This is a genomic window from Paenarthrobacter sp., from assembly GCF_031180005.1.
Taxonomy (GTDB): Bacteria; Actinomycetota; Actinomycetes; order Actinomycetales; family Micrococcaceae; genus Arthrobacter.
Map to the genome: position 1 here is coordinate 1 of NZ_JAPSHI010000001.1, position 13,043 is coordinate 13,043.

8 protein-coding genes are annotated in these 13,043 nt (G+C 61.6%); all 8 read right to left on the reverse strand.

Going from position 1 to position 13,043, the window contains the following annotated elements; all coding sequences use genetic code 11:
* Positions 1–158: 158 nt before the first annotated feature.
* The gene (gene metG / locus RIF72_RS00005) at positions 159–1,718 is read right to left on the reverse strand and encodes a methionine--tRNA ligase (protein WP_309072876.1); all 1,560 of its coding nucleotides are present in this window, start codon (positions 1,716–1,718) and stop codon (positions 159–161) included.
* 34 nt (positions 1,719–1,752) lie between these two features.
* Positions 1,753–2,508, reverse strand: coding sequence for an ATP-binding cassette domain-containing protein (locus tag RIF72_RS00010; protein WP_309072877.1), 756 nt, complete (start codon positions 2,506–2,508; stop codon positions 1,753–1,755).
* A complete protein-coding gene (locus RIF72_RS00015; RefSeq protein WP_309072878.1) occupies positions 2,505–5,315 on the reverse strand; it encodes an FtsX-like permease family protein in 2,811 nt (936 codons plus the stop codon). Before RIF72_RS00015 ends, RIF72_RS00010 begins: the two co-directional genes overlap by 4 nt.
* A gap of 209 nt (positions 5,316–5,524) precedes the next feature.
* Positions 5,525–7,120 (reverse strand): phosphoglycerate dehydrogenase, encoded by a 1,596-nt coding sequence (gene serA / locus RIF72_RS00020; RefSeq protein ID WP_309072879.1) that lies wholly within the window; start codon positions 7,118–7,120, stop codon positions 5,525–5,527.
* A 289-nt stretch (positions 7,121–7,409) separates the two neighbouring features.
* Entirely contained in the window at positions 7,410–8,435 is a 1,026-nt protein-coding gene (gene ilvC, locus RIF72_RS00025) for a ketol-acid reductoisomerase (RefSeq protein ID WP_309072880.1), read from the reverse strand.
* Positions 8,436–8,502: 67 nt separating this feature from the next.
* Entirely contained in the window at positions 8,503–9,015 is a 513-nt protein-coding gene (gene ilvN / locus RIF72_RS00030; protein ID WP_011775174.1) for an acetolactate synthase small subunit, read from the reverse strand.
* A 2-nt stretch (positions 9,016–9,017) separates the two neighbouring features.
* Positions 9,018–10,922, reverse strand: a complete 1,905-nt coding sequence (locus RIF72_RS00035; RefSeq protein ID WP_309072881.1) for an acetolactate synthase large subunit — start codon at positions 10,920–10,922, stop codon at positions 9,018–9,020.
* A 294-nt stretch (positions 10,923–11,216) separates the two neighbouring features.
* On the reverse strand, positions 11,217–12,938 hold the full coding sequence (gene ilvD / locus RIF72_RS00040) for a dihydroxy-acid dehydratase (protein WP_309072882.1): 1,722 nt from the start codon (positions 12,936–12,938) through the stop codon (positions 11,217–11,219).
* Positions 12,939–13,043 lie beyond the last annotated feature (105 nt).

The window sequence follows — 13,043 nt, forward strand, 5'->3', positions numbered from 1 at the left end:
CCAACCCCGGTGACAACACTCTCAAGATCATCGGATCGACAGAGCGACGCAATCATGCCGGGATCAGCAGGCCAGCACACCCATATCCTGCACCAGGAAACAGGCTACGAAAAAGGTAACGAGCGATTCCTCATTATGGCTGTTAGGTGAAAGAGGGTTTATGCCTCGGCGGGTTCTTCGTAGCGCGGGAAGACCGGCGTCGGCGCGGGCAATTCCGTGCCGGCCACAATCGGTGTGGCGACGGCGGCGAACTGACGCGACTCTCCTTCAGGCTGCCCGAGCACCTCAAGGAGCTTCGCGGACGACGACGGCATGACCGGCTGGGCGAGAATCGCCACGATACGGACAACCTCCAAAGTGACATACAGGACCGTGTTCATGCGCTCCGGGTCGGTCTTGCGCAGCACCCACGGAGCCTGCTCCGCGAAGTAGGCGTTGGTGTCGCCGAGGACAGTCCAGATCGCCTCGAGGGCCCGGCTGAATTCCTGCTTGTCGAACGCGGAACGGGCAGTGCCCAACAGCTCGCCGGCCTGGGCCAGCAAGGCGCTGTCCTCAGCTGTCAAGGCGCCTGGAACCGGAACCTTGCCTTCGCAGTTCTTCGCGACCATGGACAGCGAACGCTGGGCGAGGTTGCCGAAGTTGTTGGCCAGGTCAGAGTTCATGCGGCCCACGATCGCTTCGTGGTTGTAGTTGCCGTCCGCCCCGAAAGGAACTTCGCGGAGGAAGAAGTAGCGGCACTGGTCCAGGCCGTACTGCGCCACGAAATCCTGAGGTGCCACAACGTTGCCCAAGGACTTGGACATCTTCACACCATTGTTGGTGAGGAAGCCGTGAATCATGACGCGCTTGGGCAGTTCCAGCCCGGCGCTCATGAGGAACGCAGGCCAGTAGATGGCGTGGAAACGTGAGATGTCCTTGCCGATGACATGGACGTCGGCGGGCCAGAACTTCTTGAAGGATTCCGATTCGATGTCCGGGTAGCCGACGCCGGTCAAGTAGTTGGTGAGCGCGTCAACCCAGACGTACATGACGTGCTTCTCATCGCCAGGGACCGGGACGCCCCAGTCGAAGGTGGTCCGGCTGATGGACAGGTCCTCCAGACCACGTCGCACGAAGCTGATGACCTCATTGAAACGGGACTGCGGCGCCCCGAATTCAGGCTGTTCCTCATATAGGGCAAGGAGTTTGTCCTGGTAATTGGAGAGCCGGAAGAAGTAGCTTTCCTCGGCAGTCCAGGTGACAAGGGTGTCCGTCTCCTTGGAGTAGCGGAGCCCGTCCTCCTTCACCACGGTATCGTCCTCGACGTAGTAGGCCTCGTCGCGGACGGAGTACCAGCCCTCGTACTTGGACAGGTAGATATCACCGTTGGCTTCCATCTTCTTCCAGATGGCCTGGGAAGCAGCGTAGTGGTCCTTGTCCGTCGTGCGGATGAAACGGTCGTGGGATATCCCCAGGTCCTGGCTCATCTGCTTGAAGGCTGCGGAGTTGCGGTCAGCCAGCTGCTTGGCGGTAATGCCTTCCTTCTCGGCTGACTGCTGCATCTTGAGTCCGTGCTCGTCCGTTCCGGTCATGAAGAACACCTCATGGCCGTCAAGGCGCTTGAATCGCGCCATGGCATCAGTCGCGATGACCTCATAGGCGTGGCCGATGTGCGGCACACCGTTGGGGTAGCTGATTGCGGTGGTGATGTAGAACGGGGATTTCTCTGGAGACGTCACTCTAAGAAGTTACCTTTTTTTGAGATGGAATAGCTTAGTTGAGTTCGGTCAGCGTATCGCTGAGCCGGACCAACTCATGGTCGTGGGAAGCAACCAGTACGGCAATGCCATCGCTGGTGGTGTCCTTGAGGATGCCGATGATGCGGTTGGCCGCTGCACGGTCGAGGCTGGCCGTGGGCTCGTCCACCACCAAAACGCGGGTGCCCAAAATCAGGGCCCGGGCAATGGCGACACGCTGGCGTTCACCACCGGAGAGCTGCGCGGGACGGTGGCGCATACGGCGTCCGAGGCCCACCAGGTCCAAAAGGTCCTTTGCCATCTCGGTGCGCTGTTCCACTTCGCCATCGGGTACGGCGGGCAGCAGGACGTTCTCCAGGGCGCTCATACCGTCGATCAAGGCGCCGCCCTGATCCACGTAGCCAATCAATGCCCGGCGGCGGTCCGCGATCTCATCGTCGCCCATGGTATCCAGCGCCTGGCCTTCCCAGAAGACCTTGCCCGACGTCGGAAGCGTAAGTCCCGCGCTCACCGTCAGGATGCTGGTCTTACCGGAACCACTTCGTCCGGCGATGCAGTGCATCTCACCAGCGTGGAGGGTCAGGTTGAAGTCATCCACGACGTCGACTTCCTCGGCTCCGCCCTTGTCGCCACCATAGTGAATGGTGACCCGGTTCAGTTCCAAGGGAGTTGCATGGTCCGTGGCCCTCACGATGGTGTTGGCACGGGTCTGCAGCGACTCGTCCGCGGATTCCGGGGTGGCCGTCAGCTCGGGGTTGAGGTTGTCAGTCATTTGACTACTTTCGTTGCAATCGGAATCCAGCAAATTACGGCCAGCAGACCGGCCAGCCCGGCCCAAAGAGCCGCGTAGGGAGCCAGAAGCAGTCCCAGCCCCAGGGCACCAAGGACGCCCAAGGGAAGTGCCACTGTGCCCACAAGTGCGTTTTCGAAGAAGCGGACCTGGCCCAGCATGTCCGGGTTCCAGCCCATGGCTCGCAGGGTACCGAGGTACTCCCGCTTGGCATGGAGCTCGAAGCGGCCCGTGACCAAGGTCAGGAGGAGGCCAACAACCACACCGAACACAGCGAGGATAACGCTCGGCAAGGCAATGCTGGCGGCGGCCAGACCACTCAAAGCGCTGGCACCGGCTGCCCGGGGAATGTCGATCAGGAGTGCAATCAGTGCACCCACTGCGGCACCGAACACACCCACTGCCACAGCCAGGGAGATCGAGTTGAAGCGGTTGGTGGTGAGCTGCCTGTTGGCGAACGTCAGGGGCGAATCAACGGTCACCAGGCGTTCGTCGTGCTGCGGTTCCTGATCAATCACCACTCGGTGACGCAACTGCTGGGCGGCCAGCAGTGCAGCAGCGCTGTAGATGACCAGCATCGTGACCGAGACAATCACGGTGGCAACGTTCCAGCTCAACAAGCTGAGGATGACTCCCGCTGCGGCCAGGGCGGCAGCTCCCACGGCGAATTCTTCCAGGACCCAGGAGCGGATCCGTTTCTGGGTCCAACCCATGGCGCGGAGGATTCCGGCTTCGCTACGGCGTTGGCGGATGTAGCTGACTGTGGAAGCACCTGTCAGGAGAGTTGCACCAAGCAGCGTGAGGAACAGGAGGGTGATGTTGGTTCCGGTGAGGGAACCAGACACGGCATCGGCTGCGTCCTGCCGCACCCATGACTGCTGGACTGTGCCCAAGGGTGATTCCTTGCCGGCGTCGTCCTTGCTGTAGCCGGGGACAAAGATGTTGGCATCTTCGCGGGCGGAACCCGCCACGACGGTAGCCTCAAGGCCGAGCTCGCGGATCTGGGTGGCCAGCTTCTCCACCTCAGGCTGCGCCGTCTTCCAGTTTCCGGTTGCTGACGCCTTGACACGGATAGCATCAATGACGTCCGCGTTGGTGTCATAACCACGCGCAGCTGCCAGACCGTAATAATCGGTGATGGCGCCGGCGGACTGGCTGACCAAACCTGTGGCACTCAGCGAAGGCTTCAGTTCAGTGCCCTCAACCTCTTTGCCCTCAGCGTCCTTGGTGAGAGTCATCGGTGTGGGGTCGTAGCCGCCCAAGGGCAGCTTGTTGACATCCCCGGCAGCTGACTTCACGGCGGCAGGGTCGAAGGTGCCATACACCATGGGCAACGGCGTGGCCGGCTTCTTGCCTGTTTCCAGGTCTTCCCGGTAGGAGCGCTCCTCAACCGGCTTACGCTGCGTCTGGTCCACGGGCGCCCCGAAGGACGACTTCTCCGGCAGACGGTTCACAGTTACCCAGTCCCCCGGTGTGGCGCTCTTATCCGACGCGCCGTTGGAGGCTTCGTCGCCGTCCTTGTACTGGGGTGCTGCGGCAAATGCAGTGCTCCACGTGGCCGGGTTGTACAGACCCTGGCTGAAGGAGGCGGTGCTGCCCAGCAATTTGCTGTGATCGGTTGACCCGGGCCATTCGAGGGCGAACGGGGACTTGGACACGAACGGCAGGTAGTCCTTGTCCAGGGAACGCGTTACGGTGCCCACCTCGTTGACCACCTTTCCGCTTGCGTCGAGTTCCTCAATCTTCACCGAGTACTGCAGGTCAAGGGATGTGCCTGAGCGGACAATCAGCGGAATGGCCTGGGAGTCATCCGTCAGCAGGCCCTCACGCTTGGCCTGCTGATACTGCGTCATCAGCGGCGCCCAGTGCTTGAGCTTGACGCCCAGGAAATCGGGCCCTTCTTCCAGCTGGTCCATGCTGAGGCCGGTGGTGAAGAGACTCTCGAAATGGCGTCCGATAGCGCCCGCGTCACGGGCATCCGCCGGAGGAGCCTTCTCCAGGGGTGCCAGGAAATCTCCTGCTGAGCCCAGCAGCGCCCGCTCAGAGGCCGGGTCGACGGCGACGACGGACTCTGTCACCTCAGGCGCCAGGGGCAGCGCCACTGAGAGATTGAAGAGATTGTGCTCCGAGCCCAGGGCCGGGGCCGGGAACTTGACGCCTGTCTCGCCCTCAGGGCCGGCGATCCGAACGTTGGTGCCGCCCGCAGTCTGTTCCTGGATCAGGCGGCCTTTGCCCAAGGTGCCTTCAGCGCTGGTTTTGAAAAGGGTCTTCTCATTAGCTCCGTCCGAGCTCGTGGCCGAGGCGGTCAGGCGGTACTTCTTGGGGGAATCAGGCAGTACGGATTCCGCGGCAGGCCACTTGCTGGAATCCATGGCGGATGGATCCCCGGCCGTCACCGCGCCGGCAAGGCCCGAGTTATAGCCCAGGTAGTCCATGGCGTTGAGCCGCGGAGCCTCAAGGTTCTGCGATACACGCGAGACCAGGCTGATGGGTGCGGCCACGGCAGTTTGGCCCATGGTCCGGATCTTCTCCAGCTGCTCAAAGCTGATACCGCCCTGGCCGTTGGCGATTTCCGGCTGAATCAATGCACCGCCGTCGCCATCTTGTGAGTGGTCAGGCCTTGCCTGGACCAGGATGTCGTAGAGTCCCCGCGAGTTCTCGTCCACTGTCCTGTTCAGAGCCGCCTGCGACTGGCTCTGTACAAGGACGGACAAGCACATGGCGACGATCAAAATGGCCGCGGTCAGCAGCAGCACACGGCTTCTGATGAACCTTTGGACGGCGTTCATTGGGCTCCCTGAGACCTTGATTGCGGGCGCGCACACATGCACCGTGACTCCTCAAAAGACACAGAGGAAGACCGGGCTGTATGTGCAAAAAGTTGTGGCCGGCCTGCTGCCGGGTCCGAATCCCGGACCCAGCCATTGTAAGCAGACCGGCCACTCCTGCGTGCCATGGTGTGTCGCCGGCACGCGAACCTAACTGATGAAGATCAGTGCTAGTCCTCCAGGTCCACTTCCCGAACCATCTCTGCGCCGATACCGGCTTTGATGGCTTCCAGCACCTGTTGCGGAACAGAGCTGTCGACAGTCAGGAGTGCAAGAACCTGGCCGCCTTCGGTCTGGCGTGCAACCTGCATCCCGCCGATGTTGATGTTGTTCATGCCCAAAATGTGTCCAATGGTGCCAATCACGCCCGGACGGTCGGCGTAGGCCACAACAACCAAGTGCTCACTGATGGGGATTTCGACGTCGTATCCGTTGACGCCTACAAGCTTCTCCACCTGCTTGGGACCTGTGAGGGTACCGGCAACGGAGATCTGCGAACCATCGCTGAGGGCGCCACGGATGGTCAAGACATTTCGGTAATCCTCGGCGTCCGGGGTGGTGATCAGCCGGGTGTTGATGCCACGCTGTTCTGCGATGACCGGAGCGTTTACGTAGGAGACCTGCTCCGTGACCACATCAGCGAAGACGCCCTTCAGTGCGGCCAGTTCGAGCACCTTGACATCCAGCGCGGCAATTTCGCCGGCCACCTCAACGTCGATCTGGGTCAGGGATGCGTGGGTCAGGGAAGTGAAGATCCGGCCCAGCTTTTCGATCAGCGGGATGCCCGGACGAACGTCCGGGGCGATGACGCCTCCTGCAACGTTCACGGCATCGGGAACCAGTTCGCCTGCAAGGGCAAGGCGAACCGACTTGGCCACTGACACGCCCGCCTTCTCCTGGGCCTCATCCGTGGACGCACCGAGGTGGGGGGTAACAACTACGTTGTCGAGTTCGAAGAACGGCAGGTCAGTGCTGGGTTCCTTCACGAAAACGTCGACGCCGGCGCCCGCGATCTGGCCTTCCTTGAGGGCGGTGTAGAGGGCTTCTTCGTCCACCAGGCCACCACGCGCCACGTTGATGACATAAGCCGATTCCTTCATCTTCCGGAAGGCATCAGCGCCCAGCATGCCTACCGTCTCCGGTGTCTTGGGCATGTGAATGGTGATGAAGTCGGCGTTTTCCAACAGCTCGTCCAAGGTGACAAGCTTGACGCCCAACTGGGCGGCGCGTGCAGCCGTGATGTAGGGGTCATAGGCGAGGATCTCAGTTTCGAAGCCCTGCAGGCGTGCTGCCACCAGGGCGCCGATCCGGCCCAGGCCGATGATTCCGATCTTCTTCTCGAAGAGTTCAATGCCGGTATACTTCGAGCGCTTCCACTCGCCGTTTTTCAGCGCCGAGCTGGCCTGCGGAATGTGGCGGGCGAGGCTCAGGATGTGGCCCACAGTGAGCTCTGCGGCAGAAACGATATTGGACGTCGGGGCGTTGACCACCATGACGCCTGCCTGCGTTGCGGACTTGATGTCCACATTGTCCAGCCCCACGCCTGCACGGGCGATGACCTTGAGGTTCTTGGCCGCAGCGATGGCTTCGGCATCCACTTGGGTGGCCGAACGCACCAGGATGGCGTCGACGTCTGCAATGGCGGACAGCAGCTGGGAACGGTCGGCGCCGTCGGTCTGTCGGATCTCAAAGTCCGGGCCCAATGCCTCGACTGTTGCGGGCGAAAGTTCCTCGGCGAGGAGGACGACGGGTTTGCTGACTGACACGGGGTGGCACCTTACTTTGGACAACTTTGGACGGAACTGGACAAGGAGCGGATGCGTGGCCCGGGGCACGGCGCCGGGACCAGCCCAGAATATCGAATCCGGGCAGGGTTTCCGGTGCCGGGGAGGGATGTTACGGCCGGGCCGGTAGCTGTTGTGAAGAAGTTCACAGCCCATGAGGCTGGGCAATTCGCTGGAGAAATGGTGTCGGTGGAGAAACAACGACGCCCGCCCGGCTAGGTTCTCCGGACGGGCGTCGCAGTGCGCTGGCCGTTAGGCGAGCACCGAAGGATCAGCGGGCTGCGGAACCTTCAACGTAGTCAGCGTCCTGCTGCTGCCAGGAGAACAGGGAGCGCAGTTCGCGGCCGACCTCTTCGATCGGGTGCTGCTCTGCCTTGGCACGCAGTTCCTTGAACTCGGTGCCACCATTGTCCTGATCGTCGATGAAGCGCTTGGCGAAAGCACCGCTCTGGATGTCGGCGAGGACAGCCTTCATGTTTTCCTTCACCTCGGGGGTGATGACGCGCGGGCCGGAGACGTAGTCGCCGTACTCTGCGGTGTCGGAAACGCTCCAGCGCTGCTTGGCAATGCCGCCTTCCCACATGAGGTCAACGATGAGCTTGAGCTCGTGGAGAACCTCGAAGTAGGCGATCTGCGGCTGGTAGCCGGCTTCCGTCAGGGTTTCGAAGCCGTACTGGACGAGCTGGGAAACGCCGCCGCAGAGAACGGACTGCTCGCCGAAGAGGTCGGTCTCAGTCTCTTCGGTGAAGGTGGTCTTGATGACGCCGGCGCGGGTTCCGCCGATTGCCTTGGCGTAGGACTTCGCCAAGTCCCAAGCGGAACCGGATGCGTCCTGCTCAACAGCGATGATGTCCGGGATACCGCGGCCGGCTTCGAATTCGCGGCGCACAGTGTGCCCCGGAGCCTTCGGGGCGATCAGGATGACGTCAACGCCGGCCGGAGCTTCGATGTAACCGAAACGGATGTTGAAGCCGTGAGCGAAGGCAAGGGCCTTGCCCTCGGTCAGCTTGTCCTTGATGGAGTCGTTGTAGATCGAGCGCTGGTGCTGGTCCGGTGCCAGGATCATGATGACGTCTGCCCATTCGGCGGCGTCCGCAACGTTCTTGACAGTGAAGCCTGCGTCCTGTGCCTTGGCGGCAGACTTGGAGCCGTCCTTCAGCGCAATAACAACTTCGACGCCGGAATCGCGCAGGTTAAGTGCGTGGGCGTGGCCCTGGGAGCCGTAGCCAACGATGGCTACCTTGCGGCCCTGGATGATCGACAGGTCTGCGTCGTCGTCGTAGAACATTTCAGTCACTTGCGTAACTCCTCTTGAGTGGTTTTCGTAGATATTGATAGTGGTGCTGCGGTACTGGACGCAACGCTCACGCGGAGCGGAGCGCCCTGTCACTCATGGAGCGGGATCCCCGTCCAACGGCCAAGGTGCCGGACTGCACGATTTCACGGATGCCGAACGGCTCGAGCACTGAAAGCAGCGCAGCGAGCTTCTCGGGGGTACCGGTTGCCTCAATCACCAACGAGTCTGTAGACACGTCGACGACGGCGGCACGGAACAGGTCTGCAGCCTGGGTAACCTGCAGACGTGTCGCGGCATCCGCACGTACTTTGACCAGGATGTGGTCACGTTGTACGGAAGATTCAGAAGTCAGCTCAACAATCTTGATGACGTTGACCAACTTGTTGAGCTGCTTGGTGACCTGCTCGATGAGATCGCCGTCGGCATCGACGACAACCGTCATGCGGGACATGCCAGGAACCTCAGTGGGTCCCACAGCCAGGGAATTGATGTTGAACGCGCGCCGGGCGAAGAGGCTGGCCACGCGGGTCAGCACGCCGGGCTTGTCTTCTACCAGAACGGACAGTGTGTGACGGCTCATGCCTAGTCCTCCTCTTCCCATTCCGGGGTCATGTTGCGGGCAACCTGAATCTGGTCGTTACTGACGCCCGAAGGCACCATCGGCCACACCATCGAGTTGGGGCTGACCACAAAGTCGATGACCACCGGGCGGTCATTGATTTCGAGTGCCTTCTGGATGGTGGCGTCGATGTCTTCGTCGCGCTCACAACGCAGCGCAGCGCATCCGTAGGCATCTGCCAGTTTCACGAAGTCCGGAATACGGATGGTGTCGTGCCCTGTATTCAGATCCGTGTTCGAGTAGCGGCCCTCGTAGAACAGCGTCTGCCATTGGCGGACCATACCCAGCGAGGAGTTGTTGATGATGGCGACCTTGATCGGGATGTTGTTGATGGCGCAGGTGGCCAGCTCCTGATTTGTCATTTGGAAGCAGCCGTCACCGTCGATGGCCCAGACCACACGGTCCGGTTCACCGACTTTGGCGCCCATTGCAGCCGGAACCGAGTATCCCATGGTTCCTGCGCCACCTGAGTTCAGCCAGGCGTGGGGCCGTTCGTACTTGATGAACTGGGCGGCCCACATCTGGTGCTGGCCAACGCCGGCTACGTAGATGCCTTCGGGACCCGTGAGCTCGCCGATGCGCTTGATCACGCGCTGCGGGGCGGTGAGCCCGTCCTCGGGCTCGGTCCATCCCAGAGGGTACGTGTCGCGAAGGTTGCCCAGGAAGGCCCACCATGAGTCCAGGTCCGGGGTCCCACTCAGCTCGAATTGCGTCTTCACGGCCTCGGTGAGTTCGGGAATGATTTCCTTAACCGAGCCAACGATCGGGACATCGGCCGTGCGGTTCTTGGAGATTTCCGCGGGGTCGATGTCAGCGTGGATGACCTTGGCAAACGGGGCAAAGGTCTTCAGTACGCCGGTGACGCGGTCATCAAACCTGGCACCGAGGGTGATCAGGAGGTCGGCCTGCTGAAGCGCAGTCACGGCGGAGACAGAGCCATGCATGCCCGGCATGCCGACGTGCTGCGGATGCGAATCAGGGAATGCGCCGCGCGCCATCAAGGTGGTTACCACGGGAGCGCCGGTAGCCAGCGCGAGGTCCATAAGCTCAGCGGAGGCATGGCCCTTGACCACGCCGCCTCCCACGTAGAGGACTGGCTTGCTGGCTGCAGCGATCAGCTTTGCAGCTTCGCGAACCTGCTTGTTGTGGCCGCGCACTACGGGGCGGTAGCCCGGCAAGTCCACCTTCGGCGGCCAGGAGAAGGTCATCTGGCCAACCTGGGCGTCCTTGGCAATATCAACCAGGACGGGGCCCGGGCGGCCAGTGGACGCGAGGTGGAAAGCCTCTGCCATGACATGCGGGATGTCATTGGGGTCAGTCACCAGGAACGAGTGCTTGGTAATGGGCATCGTGATACCCACGATGTCCGCTTCCTGGAAGGCATCGGTGCCGATGACTCCGCTGGAAACCTGGCCGGTGATAGCCACCATCGGCACGGAATCCATGTGGGCGTCCATGATGGCGGTAACGAGGTTGGTGGCACCGGGTCCCGAGGTGGCGATGCAAACGCCAACCCGTCCGGTAACCATGGCGTAGCCTTGCGCGGCGTGGCCGGCTCCCTGTTCGTGACGGACCAGGATGTGATTCATGCTGGAGGCCATCAAGGGGTCGTAGGTGGGCAGGATCGCGCCACCGGGCAAACCGAAAATATCGTCCACGCCGAGTTCTTCGAGCGAACGGACAATTGCTTGCGAGCCGGACATCACCGTTGGGGGTACAACGGTGTTCGGCCCAAGTACAGGAGAGAGAGGTGCAGCAGCGTCGACGACGACGGCCTCAGCCGTACGGTCGACCTTTTCCGGAGCTTTGTGGGCTCCAGCGGACTTTGCAGCCATCAGCGAGGGGCTGATCGGCGATCCTTTGCTCATCGGACTCTTCCTTAGTGGATCTTCAATAGGTGGGTCTTGCTTCGGGGAATAAAAAAACCCCTCAGCCTTTCGGCTCTTCGAGGGGTTTGCGCGTGACGGTTCGTTACCAGTCGGGCTAAGCCACGCGCTTGGTAAGGACGACGATGCCGACGATAACGAATGTGATCATGCGATCAGTGTTCCCTCAAAGTGAGATACGTGTCAATTGACCACTATCGTATCTCACTATTTGGACAGTGATGTCCGCCTGCCGGACTCCGGCGGCCTCATGGCAGCCGAAGTCCCCAGCAGGAACTACCCGCAGTACGCTCCCGTGGAGGCACTGTGGACAAGCTTGGCGTACTTGGCAAGCACGCCCTTGGTGAACTTGGCTGGCAACGGCTCCCAGCCCTCCTTGCGGGCTTCGAGCTCGGCTTCGTCCACCAGAAGATCAAAGGAGCGGGCAGCGATATCCACACGTATACGGTCGCCGTCCTTCACGAAGGCGATGGGGCCGCCGTCGACGGCTTCCGGCGCGACGTGGCCGATACACAGGCCCGTGGTGCCTCCGGAGAATCGGCCATCGGTGAGCAGCAGGACATCCTTCCCAAGGCCTGCACCCTTGATGGCTCCGGTGATTGCCAGCATCTCGCGCATGCCTGGTCCACCCTTGGGGCCTTCATAGCGGATGACCACGACGTCGCCCTTGTGGATTTCGCCGTTGTCCAACGCGTTGAGGGCGCCTTGTTCGCGCTCGAAGACCCTCGCAGTTCCTTCAAAGACGTCTGCATCGAAGCCTGCACTCTTCACTACGGCGCCTTCCGGGGCCATGGAACCGTGGAGGATGGTGATGCCACCGGTCTTGTGGATGGGGTTGTCCAAGGCGCGGAGGATCTTGCCGTCAAGGTCCGGTGGGTTGATGGAGGCGAGGTTTTCGGCGAGCGTCTTCCCGGTAACGGTGAGGCAGTCACCGTGCAGGAGTCCGGCGTCGAGCAGTGCCTTCATAATGACCGGCACGCCGCCAATCTTGTCCACGTCGGTCATGACATAGCGCCCAAAGGGCTTGAGGTCCCCCAGGTGGGGAATTTTGTCGCCGATGCGGTTGAAGTCGTCCAGCGTCAGTTCGACTTCGGCTTCGCGGGCGATCGCGAGCAGGTGGAGCACGGCGTTGGTGGAGCCGCCGAATGCCATGGTGACGGCGATGGCGTTCTCGAAGGCCTTTTTGGTCATGATGTCGCGGGCCGTGATGCCCAGGCGCAACAGGTTTACTACCGCTTCGCCGGACTTCCGGGCGAAATCATCACGACGGCGGTCTGCCGACGGCGGGGCGGCTGACCCAGGAAGGGACATGCCCAAGGCCTCGCCGATGCAGGCCATGGTGTTGGCCGTGTACATGCCGCCACAGGCGCCTTCGCCGGGACAAATGGCTTTTTCGATGCGAGTGAGATCTTCCATGCTCATTTTGCCGGCGGCACAGGCACCCACGGCCTCGAAGGCATCAATGAGGGTGACTTCCTTTTCCGAGCCGTCCTCCAGCTTGACCCAGCCCGGCATGATGGAGCCCGCGTAAAGGAAGACCGACGCGAGGTCCAGGCGGGCAGCAGCCATCAACATTCCCGGAAGGGACTTGTCACAGCCGGCCAGGAGCACCGAGCCATCGATGCGCTCGGCCTGCATCACCGTTTCCACGGAGTCGGCGATGACCTCGCGGGAAACCAGGGAGAAGTGCATGCCCTCGTGACCCATGGAAATACCGTCCGACACCGAGATCGTGCCGAACTGCATCGGGAAGCCGCCACCGGCATGGACGCCTTCCTTGGCACCTTGTGCAAGGCGGTTCAAGGAAAGGTTGCAGGGCGTAATTTCGTTCCACGAACTGGCGACACCAATTTGGGGTTTGGCGAAGTCGTCGTCGCCCATGCCCACCGCACGGAACATGCCACGGGCAGGCGCCGCGTGAATGCCGTCGGTCACCACCCGGCTGCGGGGTTTGATGTCCGGCGTGTTGTCTGTCGCAATTTGGGTGGTGTCACTCATGGTCCAAAGTCTATGTGCACCGGACGGCTGCGAACGTTGCTGCGCGCCGGGTTAAGCCCAAACTGCCTAATGTTGCGATGTTGGGACCATCCAGCCCAAAGTGAT